Consider the following 16,067-nt stretch of genomic DNA (forward strand, 5'->3'; position numbering starts at 1 on the left):
GTGTTAAATTTGCTTAATTTGCCTATCTTAATTTTTAAAAATGAACATAAAAAAGCATATTCCAAATATTATAACCTTACTCAATCTTTTTTGCGGATGTATTGCAGTGGTTTTTGTATCTAAACATAATTTTCAAATGGCCTTTTTATTTGTAAGTTTGGGAATTTTTCTAGATTTTTTTGATGGTTTTTTTGCCAGATTATTCAAAGTTTCTAGCCCTTTTGGTTTACAATTAGATTCATTGGCAGATATGGTGACTAGTGGCGTTGTTCCTGGTTATGTAATGTACAAATTGCTGACCAATAATTTTGCTTTTGGAGAAAACAGTTTATTGCCTTATTTAGGATTTATAATTACTTTAGGGGCATGTTATCGTTTGGCAAATTTCAATATCGATACTAGACAATCAGATTCGTTTATAGGTTTGCCAACGCCAGCCAATGCTTTGTTTGTGTTAAGTTTGCCTTTAATTTTGATGGATAATCAATACACACCATGGGTCGATATAGTTTTTAACAAATGGGTTTTAATTGCTATTGGCTTATTATCTGCCTTTGTAATGAATGCTGAAATTCCTTTATTTTCATTAAAAATTAAAAATTTCTCAATCAAAAAAAATGCGTTGCAAGTTTTCTTTTTGGCAACTTCTGTGCTTTTAGCCTTGCTTTTTAAATATTTGGGAGTTGCATTAATCATTGTGTTTTATGTGATACTTTCTGTTTTGAATAATACTTTTACCAAAAAAAATTAATCATTTTGTCATTTTTGACCTATGCCGCCAAAACCCATTCGCAGAAATTCTAAAACTCAAAAAAAGACTCCTTTTTATACGAGCAAAAAATTTCTATCGTATACAATTCTGATTTTTTTAGGAGTTTTTTTATATTTGAAACGAGACGCATTGGCCTATTATTTAAGTTTTAAAACTTACAGAGCTCCTTTTGAAACGCGTCAAGCAAAACTATCGGATGTAATCAACGCACATACCGAAAAATCATTTGGAATAGACATTTCAGAATATCAAAACCGTATCAATTGGGACATTCTGAGCGATTTGGAAACTGGGCATCCAATAGAATTTGTTTTCATTCGCGCCACGGCAGGTTGCAATAAAACCGATAGAAAGTTCAGCAAATATTGGCAAAAAGCCAGAGAAACCAATATGTTTCAAGGCGCTTATCATTATTACCGACCAAACGAAAATTCAATCGAACAAGCCAATAATTATATCAAAACCGTAAAATTGAAGCGTGGTGATTTCCCACCAGTTTTAGACATCGAAAAACTACCTCGGGACCAATCGATCGATAGCTTAAAAATTGGACTAAAACGCTGGCTAGAGAAAATTGAAAATCATTACGGCGTCAAACCCATTATTTATAGTAGCGAAAGTTATTATAACGATTTCCTGAAAGATGATTTTTCAGATTATCCGTTTTGGATTGCAAACTACACGGCTTTTTATCGCGAAATAAATTCCGACTGGTCAATCTGGCAAATCTCCGAAAATGCAAAAATTGAAGGCATCCGCGGTCGGGTAGATATTAATGTTTTCAATGGAAACAGCAAAGATTTAAAGGCGTTGTTGATGAAGTAATTTTATGATTTTATTTTGTGCCTATTCCAGCTTTCCACTCTAGCCCTCATTTCAAAAGCTTTTTTTCTATGCCATTGCAAGAGCTTCCTTTGGTCGCTTTGCCATGCCTAGAAAAAATAGCTTTTTAAATTTCGGGGCTGCCGCTTCAATCTGGGGCATGGTGGTAGTTTTATAATCTACACTCTTCCCCAATTAAAAATTATATCCAATTCTTGCTTGTAAATCAATAAAAACATTATTGTCGTTTACATAATTATTGAAAGTTTGCTGATATCCAACACCACCCGAAAATTCATAATTGAATCGCTTTGCAAAAACCCTTCTTATTCCATATTTTGGCACAATATATATAGAAGGATTCACATCATAATTACCACTATTTGTAATCGGACTATTACCGAATAAATAAGCAGTTCTCAGCGAAACATAATTAGAACTATTTCCTTTTATATTTCTTCCAAGTTTATTTCGCCTGTCTATACTATAATACCATCGTGGTTCCAAACAGAAATAGGGAACTATAAGTGAAAATTTTTTGTCTTCCAGATTAGGGTTATTATAATCTATGGTGTAATAAAATTGTTCAGCACCAAGTTCCATACGAAGTACTATTTTTCTATTCAATTTGGTTTCATATTGAAAACTTGCATTCACAATTCCTAGCTGAACACCATACAAATTTTTCTCAACAGATGCTTCATTTAGAGTATCACGCAAAACCTCCTGCCCATTTGCAAAAAAAGCGATTAGCATAAAACTTAAAATTATGAATTTTCTCATTTTGTTAGTTTATTTTCTTTTGCTCTACTACGATTTTCAAAGTCGCCTATATATGTATTTAATAAAATCACTTCTTCTTCATTAATTAAACCTTCTTGCTGATATGGCTATAGAATTAAGTTTGAAATTCAAAAAACATTTTGTCTTTATAGTTTTTGAATACCGATATTTCATGTTTTTCTTGTTCAAGTAAATTTTCATAAAAACAATCCTTCTTCAAAGTCCATTCATTAAAGCTAATTACATCGTTATTTTGAAGTTCAAGTTCAGTGATATCGCCAATCTTTTCTATAAGAACATTCCAATACTTGGAAACTCTATTATCAATAATTTCAAATAAATCAACTGGAAATGCTAATGGATAATTACCACTTTCATCTCCAATAATATTATAAAATAAAATATCTGAGTATTTAGAAATTGCAATAACCGTATAAATCTTACCTTGAGTAATTTCTAACTCTGAGTTATTTGACCATTCAACAAGTTTTTTATTATGTATGACTGGATCAATATTTTCTATTAAGCATTTTACTTTCATGATTTATTTAAATTTAAAGGAAATCATTTTTTTTTATAACATTAATCTCTTTTATAATTTCCTCTTTACATTCATCAATGTTTTTATCCTAGATTTCTTTAAAATAATGAGATTTTGCATCAAAATAGTAGGCAACATTGTCCAAAAACACATCACCACCTAAAATTTTATCTAAAAAAACATCATACTCATTTAACTCATTTTCTGGAAGTTCAATAAAAAACATTGGGTCTTTAACATGAAATCCATTGTTTATATCATCATCTTCATATGCTTTTTCAAGTGCTGGAATGTACGTTTTGTAAAATTTAGTTAATTCCATTTGTTTCATTCATATTTTAATATCAAAAATATTTCTTTTTGATATTATTTATTTCATCAATAAGTTCTTTTTTGTAATCCTCAATATCTTTACCTTGTATGACCTTGAAATTATGTGATTTAGCATCTAAATAATTTGATACCATATTAAATAGCTTTTCATGTTTATGATAATTCTCACTTTCAAATTTATCTAAATTATTTCTAATGGTTTCATCATCAATAAAGCTATCTGGACCACGAAATTCGAAATCTACTTTATTTACATAATTCAATGCTTTTTCCAGTGCTGGAATGTACGTTTTGTAAAATTCAATTAATTCCATCATACTTACCATTTTCATTTTCCGTCAGATTTATCTAAGCTGACTAATTCAATTCATTCCATTTTTTTATAAATTCAAATTCAGTAATTATTTCAACATTAAACTTTTCTTTAAAATCATCTATTTTAGCATTAGTATCTAACCAAAACCCATAATTATTATTAAAAGGCATTTTTACAATTACAATATTTTTGTTATCTAAACCTATTTCTCTTTCAATACAATTTTCTTCCATATTGTATTCAATATTCCATTCTAAAACATCATCAATTTTATCACTAAAATCAGGATTAGAAATTGGGATAAATGAAGTCAGTATCTTTTCTGCAAACTTTGAAAATATACTTTTTCTTTTATTAGAAACTTCTTTTTGACTATTATATTGAAATTTAAAGTAAATCATAATTTATTATTTTTTAATATGGAAATGTCCTGCATCATTCACTCTCCAGTTGTTTCCTGGTAATTTTAACTTTCGAAATGATTTATTTAAGCTCCGAAGTGTTGGGTTGCCTATTTTCTTCCAGTGATTTGCTCCAGCACCCCATTTAATTGAAAGAGATGTTTTTTGACCCATAGCAAAACTATAAGATTTATCAATTCTAATCCATTGTTTAATTCCCCCTGTGGCTGCATTGAAATTATTTGATAAGCTTCTACCTGCACTCCCAATAGAACTTAATTCGCTACCTAAACTTCCCATCCTAGATAGTGCACCTTCCATTGCATAAGGAGAAACAAAAGAAGCAGCAATATCTGGCGAACTATATCCTGCTGTATATGCCCATTCATTAGCAGACAAATTCATGGCATTATTAAAAGTTTCATACTTATACTCATCACTTGCATTCACCATAAAACTCCTGCCTGCCATAACATCATTGCCAAAACTTTGTAAACTATTACCCCAGTATTGAGCACTATTTATATTTGATGAGAAAAAATCAACAACGTCGGTTATTCTATCATTTAAACCTTGATTATAATTTTGTTCAATTCCATTCATGAAATTGCCAAAATTTACTACTGAATTTCCCCCAGTCCAACTACTACTACCATCTTGCGGAAATGGTGCCGGTTCGACACTACCCCCGCTACTGCTTTTGCCACCACCAAACAAACGATTAAAAAATCCTTTTACATCATTCTTTACAGACTCTATATTTCTACGTACAAAACCAGTTGTACTATTAACACCTTTTTTAATGTCGCTCCATCCAGAATTTATTACGTTGTTTCTAAACCACGCTGCGTTTTGCGGGTCTTTGAAAAAGTTTCCTACAGAGGCAAAAATGTTTCCTGCAGCTGCTTGTTCAGTGTTTGAAAAACCAGAATTACCACCAGCTACATCTGGGCAAGTAGGACAGTTAGCTGTTTCCCCACTCGGGTCAGTATACATAAGCGGATTGTTCAACACATACCCATATCTATTATAGTTTTGTGTATTGTAAGGATCTTGCACAAAATTATCTGGTTGCAGGAATCGGTGCAATTTTGGGTCATACAAACGCCCGTTCATATGTATAAGCCCTACAGTTTGCAAGTGTTCATGTCCTGTATAACCTCTATCAATAAGAGTAAGACCGTTTAATATATTGCCTGCGCCATCAGTTACTTTTATAATATTTCCCCAAGCATCAAACAACCGTTTTTCAAGTACTTGTGCCGCTTGGTTGGTTATAGCCAGTATGGTTCCCTGATAATCACGATGCAAATATAAGAATTCCTTTTGTTGTAAACCATCACTTTTTAGTACAATAGGGGCAGAATATCCGTCGCCACCTATATAAGTTAAAAACTCAACTTCGCCAGTTACAATATTGTGTTTTACCTCCATAATACCATCAGCACTATAATGCTTGCGGTAGGGGCGCAACAATTTATCATTACTCATACTACCATAATACATAGCACTTCTACTATTATCATCATTATAAGTAAACGAGATTTTATCAACCCCTGTTTCTTCAATTTGTACTGGGCTTTTAAAAGCATTATAAGTTATGTTCAATTCTCTTTGAGCAGTGGCATCTGCGGTTTTTACAATTTTCACATCTTCAAACCATGTATTTCCTGTACCATTTTGATCTACCCTCAGTCTCAGTTTTTTAATATTTGCAGGTACCATGATAGTTTTGGTAAGCAAATACCAGTTGTTTTTTGTTGTCGTGACAACATTGTCAAAACTGGTAAAAAAGGCGGTTTCAGTTGCTGTTTTCATGAGCATTAGCAAACCAGATTGCGGATTATCGCTGTACACCCAAGCAGAAAATGTATATTGGGTAGCAACAGCGTTGTCTATATTGATCCAGCTATCTGCATATACATTTTGGTCTGCACTCCCAGCATTATTCAATTTTAAAGAGGTTCTTCCAGATCGGAATATATAATTATCATAGCTAACAAAATTTTGGTTGGCAGGATATTTATCTTTGCCCCATTTTTGTTCTCCATCAAAACTGTCTGAAAAAACACCTTCTCTATTTGCATAATGTGCCAATGCTTCAGGTGCTACTTCAACTGAAGTATTTTGATAAGCTTTAGCAGGATTGGTATAATTATAGGTACCTACTGTATTTGCAATGATACGCCCTTTAATGTCGTAGGTTTGAGTTTCTTGTATGCTTTTGGCATTTGTATATTCCGTAAGTCTGTCTAAAGCATCAAACTTGAATGTTTCATTCCAGTTAAACATACTGTTACTGCGACTGGTCAAATTGCCTCTTTTCGGTTCAAAAACCGTATTTAATGTCATGATATTTACAGGTGTAGTGCCTGGAATTTCATGTTTGGTTTGTGTACTAAAACCATATTGGTCATAACTGTTTGCTATTGCGATACCGTTCCCCAAGGTGGCACTAATCAATTGTCCTCGAGCATTTACAGTATTGGCTTGCCATAAAACATTGACACCACCGTCTAGTATTTGCCAGTGAGAGCCATTTTTATAGGTGTTTTTAACCAGTCTGGTAGATGATTTTCCTGTGGCATTGTGCACAGTATTGTAATTTTCAAAATCGACTCTTCCAAAATCATCATAACCCATTTCGTGCGTGAAAATAGCGTTTGGGTTATTTTCTACAGTAGAAATGAGTCTTTGTTTGTTATCATACCCATTGGTATAAGTAGTGGTTGTATTTTCCAATAGATCTTGAAAACTACTCAATTTTAATAGCTTTGAAGAAGCATCGTAAGTATACGTCGTTTTCGAATTGGTCAAATCGCCTACTATTGTTTTTTCGGTTAGGTTTCCAACGGCATCGAGTGTATATGTGGTAGCCCCTTTTGGAGTAGTTTCTTTGGTGAGTTCACCTAGTTCGTTGTATTCATAATCATAGATTCCTGCAGAAGGGTCTGTTAATTTTGTTTTTCTGCCCCAACCATCATATTCCATATTGATAATAGTGCCATCAAAATTAGATTGTTTTAAGTTTCCATTGGCATAATACTGGTAGTTGATAGTACCACCTTGATCTGTCACAGATTTTACATTTCCTATCGAATTTTTAATAGTGGTCACTGTTTTTGTACCGTCGCTTACAGTAGTGGTCAAGCCAGCAGGATAAGATATGGTGGTAATTTTTCCAGTTGGCAACGCAGACTCTATAAGTCTACCATAGCCATCAAATTTTGAGGTGGTAAACTGTGTTGGAGCTGCACTCATAGTACTTACAGGCTCTCCTACACTTACTTTCCTACTATAATCGTCATATTGGCTCATTACATACGACCAAGTATTGTCTATATTTTTGCTTCCGGCAATTATTTCTCTACCCAAATCGTCAAGTTTCATAATACTGGAGTTTCCCTCATCACTTTGAGAGGTTATAATTGTATTTATAAATTCAACTTTGGTGTATGTGTTAGTAGCAGTTTTACCCAAATAATCAGTAGTTTTTATTTTTTTGCCCCACACATCATATTCGTATTGGGTGGTTAAATTGTACGGATTGGTTTCAGAAAGTAGCCATCCCTTACTGGTATTATATCCAAACTGCGTTTGCAAACCTTCAACATCAGTACTTTTTGTTAAAAATCGTCCAGATGGGTCATATTCATAACTGGTTATCCTTGGGGTAAGTCCGGTAGCAGAAATGGTTTTTTTAGTAATATTACCAAAAGTATCATAATCATTGTTTTCAGTTATAAAGTTGGTAAGATGACCTTTCTTTTTTATTTCCGACAATAAATGGTTGGCATTAAATGTATAAATTTCTTCGGTTGTTTTAGTGTCGCCATGACTTGTCACACTGGTGTTTTTCTTTTGTGGTCTACCAATATAATAAGTTCCTCCTGTGGGTTGATTCAAATAATCTACGGTTGTAGTCTGTGTTTGTTCTACTGTACCCGCATTTTTTGTTATAACATTGCTTGTTGTAGGGTTGTTATATGCATCATACTGTGTGGTAATTTCGCTTGAAGTATTGTTAATACCGTCAAAACTAGTGGAAGCAGTATTTTTTATTTTAAAAACTTTGCTAGGTGACATTTCGTCAATATAGGTTAACTGCGATTTTGATATAAAAGAACTTGGACAACTCATAGAGGCATATCCTAGTCCAGTTATTGTGAAATTTTCTGTAATAGCACCTTTTTTAGTAATATCATATTTAGATATTGAGGATATAACAGGTAAATTATCATTAAACCAATTGGTACGCATAAAACCTTGAAAACCTAAAAACCCCAATCCAGATACATCGCTAACCGCTCCATAATATTTAAACAATTGTTTAGTATAATTTTCTGTACTTTGAGTTTCAAATTTGGATACAACTTTAAACCCAGGCACAGTAGCAATATCCATATTGGGATAAAACTCATTATAACTTCTATCAACATAAATTCCGCTATAATAATCAAGACTCGAGATTAAAGGCGAATAGCTTATTTTTTTTACTACACCATTTCCAGTAGCTATAATTCTCACAAGCTTCTCTTTATCAAAATCTTTTTTAGATTGAAATCTATGTATTTTTTGATTTGATATAAAAGCCAATTCCAAACTTTGATTTAGCTGTCTTGAATTTAAAAAAATAGGAATAGGATAAGCATTTATTGTTGTTTGTATGTTAGATGAACTAATAGATTGTTCATAAAATCCAGTACCCATATTTTCATACGGTCTCACGGCTATAAGTCCATCACCATTTTGAATATTTTTATAGGTATATGCAAGAGCAATATCTGTCTTACCATCATTATTCAAGTCATTATTAATTAAGTGATAGGTATCGTTGACTGTATTTGCTAAATAGGGAGGGCCAACTATATCATTTTTTATAAAACTGATCCCAGTACCGGTATATTTTGTGTAATTACTCCCATATCCCTTAGGAATCATAAAATCTATTTTTCCATCACCATTATAATCGCCCAGAAGAATAATTCTAGAAGTTACAATATCACTATCGTAGGGAGAATTATATAAATTAACAAACTGTTTGGCATCGTTTAGCGTATATATTTTTACATTGCCGGAATTAAAAACATAAATATCGTCTTTGCCATCACCATTAAAATCTGCTACCAGAATTTTACTGTCGTTATATGTTTGTAAGTTGCCTGCTTCGTTGACAAAATTGGCAGTCAAACGGCGGTCAAGGTTTACAAAATAAGATTTTCCGCCTTGTTGAGTATAAGTATAGCCAGTGCAAGGATCGTAAGGAACATACAAACTAATACTTTTTTCTATAGTAACGGCATCGGTCAAACCATCTCCATTAAAATCGCCACTGATATACATTTTAGGTACATCTCTTTCAATAGTCTGCAAAATCGGTTCATTTCGATTGAAATTGTTATTTACTTTCCCAATGCCGATTAGATCTTGATTTGGAGATAAATTAATTTCACAACCTGGACAATTTGGACAATAATCATAATAATAATATTCCATAAAAAATTTAGGAAAAGTATATTCTTTTAATTCTTGAGAATAAATAGGATTTGTAATACCCGCAGAATAACCTTGAAATGATGTAACATTTGTAGAATTATTTTGTTTGACTACACACCAACCTTGTTGGGGTAATAATTTATTATTCCAGGTTAACCAGGATATAGGGAAAATTTCTTCAAAACCCCCCACATTATGCTCCCAGCCTATGTTTGCATACTGATTATTTAATTCGTCAAAAAGCCAATATTTTTTCTTAGCATCCGATCCTACTGTTGGATATAGTAAAAAATCCATACTACCATCTCCATTAAAATCTCCAGAAACAGTAGCGGCGTTCGCTAAAGATATGTTTCCTACTGTTAAGTTTGCAGAAACTGGTGGCAGATATGACATACTTTGATATCCATCTTCATACTGAAAATAGATTGGATTATATGATTTTGTATTATCCCCACTTTTTTCGGATATCGTATACATCCTCTGATAATGTAGTGAAGTAAGTGTGTGCTCTAAAAAATAATTTCTATATCCTACACCATTCCCTATTACTTTAATTTCGCTTAATATTTTATTTAGTGTTGAAGCTTGACCATAAATATAGGTAACCTCAGATCTTATTCTTGCCTTGTATACAAATTGTATTTCGTTAATAAATGAAGCATTACCAAGTGCACCATATTGGATATTTTTTACTATAAGAGTATTATCAGCGTTGTCATAAATATATTTTATTCTTACCCCTTGTGGGTTTTCCCAATAAGTAATTGCCCAATCTGTTATTGAAAGCGAGTTACTTGAATTGCCATATTCTGCTTTTGAGCCATCAGGATATTGTACTAAAAAATAAGCGGGTCCATAATTTGTTCCAAAGGAAGAAACTCCATAAGAGGTGATTTTTACGTTACTGAAGTTTTCTGTTTCATATACCGCACCATCACCACCATAAGTGCCAGTTTTTAAAATTAACCGTTGTCCATCAAAAGCAAAACGATCTAAATTATCAAAATCAACGGCATCGATCACACCATCGTGAAACATGGTCGAAGGAATTCTAGATATAGTAGATACCCCAGAAATATTCCAACCATAACCTGCTATACCATTTCCACCCTGACTATTGTAGGCCAAGCTTACTTGTGGTACAACACCATTTATACCTGGTGGCAGTGCGATGGGAATATTGTATGTCGCTCCACCTGTTAGTGAGACGTCAAGTTGCCCTTCTGTTATGCCTACTTCACTAGAATTTCCTGTTGGTGAACCTGCGGCTTTAGCAAGGGTATTATTTTCTGGCTGTGGGTCACTGGCAATGTTTTTTTCGCCAATATCAATTCTTTTTATTGGTTTAATTCCTTGAACAGGATTGTTGCCATATGGATTTTCTTGGCTGTAAGAAAGTGTCTGTAAAAGTAAAAACGAAAGTAGTACTATTTTCTTCATCGTTAGTTTTTTATAATTTTTATAGATTTTTGTTCACCGTTTGTGTATAATATCAATAGATCATATACTCCTTGCGGATATTTTTGAAAATACAATATTTTTTCATTTGTATTTTCCAATTTATTATATGAGCCCACAAGTTGTCCAGTCAGAGAATATATTTGTATCAGCGATACTTTATTATTATCAACCAATTCCCATTTCAAGTACAATTCTTCTTTTACAGGATTTGGATAATAAGATATTGCATCTTCAGGAAACGCTTTTATAAGATTTTCATCTTTTATTTTAGCAATTTCTTTTGATGTTGGGTTGCCATTTTCATCGTATTCAATACAATTAATACACAATGATCTTTTAACTTGATTACCAGCAGTGTCATATTCAAATAAAATCTTAATTTGAGAATAGCTTGAAATAGTACCAAATAGCAATGTTAATAATAATAGTTTTTTCATATTTATAGAAGTTTTATTTTTTTCAAAATTAGTTTTATAACAAATATTACAATGACTATACATATTAAATTTATGTTGTAAAAATATTACCAATTTGATTTAATAAGTATTACCTTGCCCTATGTTTATTTTGCAAATATATTAAGGTTGTAGAAATAAATTTTACGGTTTTCCCGCGTATTTTGTTAAACTTTTCGAGTCCCTAACCATATTCAGTTAGATGACAAATAATTTTTTGTAAGATTATTTTTAAATTGTAAGATTTTCTAACTCCCAACTTCCAATTTCCAACCCCCATCTTCCATCTTCCAACTCCTAACTTTTAAATAAAAACAACAACATAAATACAAACCTTAACAATTTTTATCTATTTTTGAAATATTATTAACAATCAAAACTCAAAATTATGTCTTCAACTTCAGAAGTAGGTCACAACAAAAACGTTGCAAATTTCGGTAAAGCGTACCAAATACTTGAGGAAATGGGAACACTCTACAACCCATCCAATCCAAATATTTTACTCCCAAATCTTGCGCCCAAGGAAATAGATTTAGCTGCTACCATGAAAGTGCTCAACAAACAAGCACCTATTTATAAAAATGCAGTAGCAGACAGAGAAGTAGAAATAGCACCTTTGGGCAAATTGGCCACAAGATCATTCAATTTCTCAAACTCTACAAATATTTCTGCAAAAGACAAGGAAAATTTGCTAAGTCAAGTTAAAAAAATACGTGGCGATGTAAAAACAAAAATTATAAATCCTGAAACTTCAGAATCTGATGCCATATCAACCTCTCAAATGAGCTATGACAGTCGTATTGCAAATTTGGATACGTTTATCAGCCAGCAAGCATCACACCCTGAATATATTCCAAATGAAGATGATTTAAAAATCGCTACGTTACAGACCTATCATGAACGTTTATCCAAATTAAGTGAAATAGTAAATCAATCAGGTTTTGCATTAATTACAGGAAGAAAAAATCGCGATATTATTCTATACAATGGCAATTCCAATGTCATACAGCTTATTAGAGAAATAAAATCTTATTTAAAGTCTCTCGGCGCAGCAGGTTTGCCATATTATAAAGCATTGGTAAAATTAAAATTTAGAGATATAGAAAGATAAAAAATACAAAAACCAACAAGGTAAATTTTCACTTTGTTGGTTTTTTTAAATCCTTTTAACGCATGGGAAAATCCTTTTAACGCATAGGGAAATCCTTTTAATGCGTGGGGAAATACTTTTAACGCATGGGGAAATCCTTTTAATGCCTGGGGAAATCCTTTTAATGCATGGGGAAATACTTTTAATGCATGGGGAAATACTTTTAACGCATGGCGAAATACTTTTAACGCATGGGGAAATCCTTTTAACGCATGGGAAAATCCTTTTAACGAATCCGCAAATTTTTATGATGCATTGACCCTTCCTAAAACTCCAATTTCTTTTTTCTTAACTCAAAGTTCTGACCCAAGTAAACCCGCCGAACCATTTCATCCTGAACCAAATCTTCGGGAATTCCAGCTTTTAAAATGCCACCTTCAAACATAAGATAAGTTTTATCTGTAATAGCCAAAGTTTCCTGTACATTATGATCGGTAATTAAGATACCAATATTTTTATTTTTCAGTTGTGCTACAATGCGCTGAATATCTTCCACCGCAACAGGATCAACACCTGCAAAAGGTTCGTCCAGCAAAATAAACTTTGGGTCGGTTGCCAGACAGCGGGCAATTTCTGTTCGCCTGCGTTCGCCACCGGAAAGCAAATCGCCACGATTGGTTCGAATATGTTGCAAACTAAACTCGTCTATGAGCGATTCCATTTTCGCTACTTGTGCTTCTTTAGACAAATTGGTCAATTGCAAAACGCTCAAAATATTGTCTTCAATACTCAATTTTCTAAAAACCGACGCTTCCTGAGCCAAATAACCAATACCATTTTGTGCCCGTTTGTACATCGGGAAATCGGTAATATTCATATCGTCCAAATAAATATTGCCAGCATTTGGTTTAACCAAACCCACAATCATATAAAATGAAGTGGTTTTTCCAGCACCATTTGGTCCCAAAAGTCCAACTATTTCACCTTGGTTTACTTCAACCGAAATACCTTTTACGACACTTCTTCCCTTATAGGTTTTTACTAAATTTTCTGCTCTTAATATCATTGATTGTGGTTATTTGTTGATTTGGTTATTTAATTATTCGGTAAATTAATGAATAATCAAATAACCAAATCAACATATTAACAATTTTTTGCAATACTACATTCCCCCTTCGGGGATTAGGGGGCTTTCAAGCGCTTCCCAAAATTCGTAAGCTCTTCTTAAATGTGGAATCACAATGGTACCGCCAACCAATGTAGCAACCGACATGGTCTCCATCATTTCATCTTTGGTTACACCCAACTTAAAGCAGGTTTCCAAATGGTATTTTACACAATCGTCACATCGCAAAACCGCCGAAGCTACCAATCCCAACAACTCTTTGGTACGAACATCGAGTGCGCCTTCCGCGTAAGTGTTGGTATCCAGATTAAAAATTCTCTTGATGACTTTATTGTTGTCGTTTAACAATTTTTCGTTCATTTTCGAACGATAATCATTGAATTCATTGACTAAGTTGCTCATTTTTCTTTTCTTTTTTTATTACAAATGCAGATATAAAAATACTGGCTTCATATATTAATAACATCGGAATGGCTACCGAAATTTGACTTATCACATCCGGAGGCGTTACTATTGCGGCAAGTATTAGCAATATTACGATGGCATATTTCCTTGAACTTCTCAAAAAAGCGGGTGTAACTAAACCCAACTTTGTTAAGAAATAAATAATAATTGGCAATTCAAAAAATAATCCAGAAGCAATCACGGCTGTTTTGATCATACCAATATAAGATTCTAGATTGAATTCATTTTTCACGATATCGCTAACTCTAAATGTGGCTACAAAATTTATCGACATGGGCACAATCACAAAATAGCCAAACAAAACACCCAGAAAAAATAATATTGAAGCTACCGAAATAAATAATTTGGCATTTTTTTTCTCATTTTGATACAATGCTGGGCTAATAAATTTCCATAATTCCCATAAAATAAATGGGAACGAAAGTATAAATCCCGCAGTGATACAAGTCCAAACAAAAACATTTACCTGACCTTCCATACTGGTATTTTGAATAGTGAAAGGCAGTTCTGTAATGCAAATATTTTCTGCAAAATTCAAATAATTGGATACGTTACAAAAAAACCGATACGTAATAAAATCTGGATGTGTGGGTCCAAAAATAATAGTATCAAAAATATAATCGCTCACAAAATAAACCAAAGTTGACATGACTATAATAGCCAATGTGCTTCGAACTAGCAACCATCTCAACTCTTCTAGATGGTCTAGAAATGACATTTCGTTTTTAAGTTTTTTTGCCATTATACTATTCCTTCTTTTAAGATATCGTGCAAATGCAAAACACCAACATATTTTTCGTTATCCAAAACAACCAGTTGTGTAATGGCAAAATCTTCTAGAACATTAAAGGCATCCATAACCATATCATTATATTGAATCATTTTTGGATTTTTAGTCATAATATCTTTAGCCGTCAAATGCGTAAAAGTATCATTTGTATTCAACATTCTTCGAATATCACCATCGGTAATAATTCCGATTACTTTATCATTTTCAACTACGGCAGTCACACCTAATCTTTTTTCTGAAATTTCAAAAATAACATTTTTAATGGATGATTCTGGATCGACCATTGGTTTATGACTTATGTCGAGCATATCTCGCACACGCAACAATAGTTTTTTACCCAAAGCACCTCCTGGATGAAACTTCGCAAAATCTTCGCTTTTAAAATCTCGCATTTCCATCAAACAAACGGCAAGTGCATCCCCAAGAACCAATTGTGCAGTTGTACTATTGGTAGGAGCCAAGTTATTTGGACAAGATTCTTCATCAACATGGGCATTTAAAATCACATCCGATTCTTTACCTAAATAAGAAGTCAAATTTCCTGTAATTCCAATTAATGGATTGCCAAATCTTTTTAATAAAGGAACCAATGCTTTTATTTCTGGACTATTCCCACTTTTTGAAATACAAATAGTAGCATCGTTTGGTTGCAACATTCCTAAATCACCATGAATTGCTTCTGCGGCATGTAAAAACATAGATGGTGTTCCTGTAGAATTAAACGTAGCGACCATTTTTTGAGCAATGATTGCACTTTTTCCAATTCCTGTCACGACCAATCTTCCTTTGCAATTAAAAATAATTTCAGCAGATTTTGCAAAATCATCAGTAATTAATTCTGATAATTTTGCAATTGATTTACTTTCTGAAAGAATGGTTTTTTTGGCAGATGCCAAAATATTTTCTTTTGATATCAAAACAGAATATTTTTAAATTTGTATATGTAAAAGTAATTTGTATCTTTATGTGTGCAAATTTAGATAAAATACTATTAATAAAGAATGAATTCACACGAAATAGATATACACAAGGAGTTAAAAAAATATTTTGGGTTCAACCAATTTAAAGGTTTACAAGAACAGGTTGTAAAAAGCATTATTACAGGACATAATAGTTTTGTAATTATGCCTACTGGTGGCGGAAAGTCATTATGCTACCAGTTGCCCGCATTAATTCAAGATGGTTTTGCTATCGTAGTTTCTCCATTAATAGC

15 protein-coding genes are annotated in these 16,067 nt (G+C 32.8%); 4 read left to right on the forward strand and 11 right to left on the reverse strand.

Features of this window, described 5'->3' with window-relative positions; genetic code table 11:
• The first annotated feature begins 40 nt into the window (after nucleotides 1–40).
• Both pssA and RMN92_RS08905 read left to right on the forward strand, forming a co-directional pair.
• Nucleotides 41–751, forward strand: a complete 711-nt coding sequence (pssA, locus tag RMN92_RS08900) for a CDP-diacylglycerol--serine O-phosphatidyltransferase (RefSeq protein WP_309609111.1) — start codon at nucleotides 41–43, stop codon at nucleotides 749–751.
• A gap of 150 nt (nucleotides 752–901) precedes the next feature.
• On the forward strand, nucleotides 902–1,597 hold the full coding sequence (locus RMN92_RS08905) for a glycoside hydrolase family 25 protein (RefSeq protein WP_309609112.1): 696 nt from the start codon (nucleotides 902–904) through the stop codon (nucleotides 1,595–1,597).
• A gap of 192 nt (nucleotides 1,598–1,789) precedes the next feature.
• Here the strand turns inward: RMN92_RS08905 and RMN92_RS08910 are convergent, their stop codons facing one another.
• The 7 genes from RMN92_RS08910 to RMN92_RS08940 all read right to left on the reverse strand — a co-directional run bounded on the left by RMN92_RS08910 (nucleotide 1,790) and on the right by RMN92_RS08940 (nucleotide 11,365).
• Nucleotides 1,790–2,377 (reverse strand): hypothetical protein, encoded by a 588-nt coding sequence (locus tag RMN92_RS08910; RefSeq protein WP_309609113.1) that lies wholly within the window; start codon nucleotides 2,375–2,377, stop codon nucleotides 1,790–1,792.
• 115 nt (nucleotides 2,378–2,492) lie between these two features.
• Nucleotides 2,493–2,918, reverse strand: a complete 426-nt coding sequence (locus RMN92_RS08915) for a hypothetical protein (RefSeq protein WP_309609114.1) — start codon at nucleotides 2,916–2,918, stop codon at nucleotides 2,493–2,495.
• An 88-nt stretch (nucleotides 2,919–3,006) separates the two neighbouring features.
• Entirely contained in the window at nucleotides 3,007–3,249 is a 243-nt protein-coding gene (locus RMN92_RS08920; RefSeq protein WP_309609115.1) for a hypothetical protein, read from the reverse strand.
• 13 nt (nucleotides 3,250–3,262) lie between these two features.
• Nucleotides 3,263–3,568: a hypothetical protein gene (locus tag RMN92_RS08925; protein ID WP_309609116.1), complete on the reverse strand. Its 306-nt coding sequence runs from the start codon at nucleotides 3,566–3,568 to the stop codon at nucleotides 3,263–3,265.
• A 40-nt stretch (nucleotides 3,569–3,608) separates the two neighbouring features.
• Complete coding sequence (locus RMN92_RS08930) at nucleotides 3,609–3,968, reverse strand: hypothetical protein (protein WP_309609117.1); 360 nt, start codon at nucleotides 3,966–3,968, stop codon at nucleotides 3,609–3,611.
• Nucleotides 3,969–3,974: 6 nt separating this feature from the next.
• Entirely contained in the window at nucleotides 3,975–10,907 is a 6,933-nt protein-coding gene (locus tag RMN92_RS08935) for an RHS repeat-associated core domain-containing protein (RefSeq protein ID WP_309609118.1), read from the reverse strand.
• Nucleotides 10,908–10,909: 2 nt separating this feature from the next.
• A complete protein-coding gene (locus RMN92_RS08940; RefSeq protein WP_309609119.1) occupies nucleotides 10,910–11,365 on the reverse strand; it encodes a T9SS type A sorting domain-containing protein in 456 nt (151 codons plus the stop codon).
• Nucleotides 11,366–11,771: 406 nt separating this feature from the next.
• Here RMN92_RS08940 and RMN92_RS08945 point away from each other — a divergent pair, with 406 nt between their 5' ends.
• Nucleotides 11,772–12,494 carry a hypothetical protein gene (locus RMN92_RS08945; RefSeq protein WP_309609120.1) on the forward strand — a complete coding sequence of 241 codons (723 nt, stop codon included), beginning with the start codon at nucleotides 11,772–11,774 and terminating at the stop codon, nucleotides 12,492–12,494.
• 304 nt (nucleotides 12,495–12,798) lie between these two features.
• Here the strand turns inward: RMN92_RS08945 and lptB are convergent, their stop codons facing one another.
• From lptB to RMN92_RS08965, 4 genes are all read right to left on the reverse strand, one after another.
• On the reverse strand, nucleotides 12,799–13,539 hold the full coding sequence (gene lptB, locus RMN92_RS08950) for an LPS export ABC transporter ATP-binding protein (RefSeq protein ID WP_309609121.1): 741 nt from the start codon (nucleotides 13,537–13,539) through the stop codon (nucleotides 12,799–12,801).
• Between the two features lie 96 nt (nucleotides 13,540–13,635).
• On the reverse strand, nucleotides 13,636–14,001 hold the full coding sequence (locus RMN92_RS08955; protein ID WP_309609122.1) for a carboxymuconolactone decarboxylase family protein: 366 nt from the start codon (nucleotides 13,999–14,001) through the stop codon (nucleotides 13,636–13,638).
• Nucleotides 13,982–14,806 (reverse strand): twin-arginine translocase subunit TatC, encoded by an 825-nt coding sequence (tatC, locus tag RMN92_RS08960; RefSeq protein WP_309609123.1) that lies wholly within the window; start codon nucleotides 14,804–14,806, stop codon nucleotides 13,982–13,984. The genes RMN92_RS08955 and tatC overlap by 20 nt, the downstream gene beginning before the upstream one ends.
• A complete protein-coding gene (locus tag RMN92_RS08965; RefSeq protein WP_309609124.1) occupies nucleotides 14,806–15,771 on the reverse strand; it encodes a KpsF/GutQ family sugar-phosphate isomerase in 966 nt (321 codons plus the stop codon). The genes tatC and RMN92_RS08965 overlap by 1 nt, the downstream gene beginning before the upstream one ends.
• A gap of 84 nt (nucleotides 15,772–15,855) precedes the next feature.
• Here RMN92_RS08965 and RMN92_RS08970 point away from each other — a divergent pair.
• Nucleotides 15,856–16,067, forward strand: a 212-nt coding sequence (locus RMN92_RS08970; protein ID WP_309609125.1) for a DEAD/DEAH box helicase, incomplete at its 3' end; no start/stop codon positions are given.

This window comes from Flavobacterium sp. (genome assembly GCF_031363805.1).
GTDB lineage: Bacteria > Bacteroidota > Bacteroidia > Flavobacteriales > Flavobacteriaceae > Flavobacterium.

What these genes read in the sequence shown, in the direction of transcription:
- RMN92_RS08910 (WP_309609113.1), bottom strand. Translation starts at nt 2,377, where the DNA reads ATGAGAAAATTCATAATTTTAAGTTTTATGCTAATCGCTTTTTTTGCA.
- pssA (WP_309609111.1), top strand. Translation starts at nt 41, where the DNA reads ATGAACATAAAAAAGCATATTCCAAATATTATAACCTTACTCAATCTT.
- RMN92_RS08945 (WP_309609120.1), top strand. Translation starts at nt 11,772, where the DNA reads ATGTCTTCAACTTCAGAAGTAGGTCACAACAAAAACGTTGCAAATTTC.
- RMN92_RS08940 (WP_309609119.1), bottom strand. Translation starts at nt 11,365, where the DNA reads ATGAAAAAACTATTATTATTAACATTGCTATTTGGTACTATTTCAAGC.
- RMN92_RS08915 (WP_309609114.1), bottom strand. Translation starts at nt 2,918, where the DNA reads ATGAAAGTAAAATGCTTAATAGAAAATATTGATCCAGTCATACATAAT.
- RMN92_RS08935 (WP_309609118.1), bottom strand. Translation starts at nt 10,907, where the DNA reads ATGAAGAAAATAGTACTACTTTCGTTTTTACTTTTACAGACACTTTCT.
- RMN92_RS08955 (WP_309609122.1), bottom strand. Translation starts at nt 14,001, where the DNA reads ATGAGCAACTTAGTCAATGAATTCAATGATTATCGTTCGAAAATGAAC.
- lptB (WP_309609121.1), bottom strand. Translation starts at nt 13,539, where the DNA reads ATGATATTAAGAGCAGAAAATTTAGTAAAAACCTATAAGGGAAGAAGT.
- RMN92_RS08920 (WP_309609115.1), bottom strand. Translation starts at nt 3,249, where the DNA reads ATGAAACAAATGGAATTAACTAAATTTTACAAAACGTACATTCCAGCA.
- RMN92_RS08925 (WP_309609116.1), bottom strand. Translation starts at nt 3,568, where the DNA reads ATGATGGAATTAATTGAATTTTACAAAACGTACATTCCAGCACTGGAA.
- tatC (WP_309609123.1), bottom strand. Translation starts at nt 14,806, where the DNA reads ATGGCAAAAAAACTTAAAAACGAAATGTCATTTCTAGACCATCTAGAA.
- RMN92_RS08930 (WP_309609117.1), bottom strand. Translation starts at nt 3,968, where the DNA reads ATGATTTACTTTAAATTTCAATATAATAGTCAAAAAGAAGTTTCTAAT.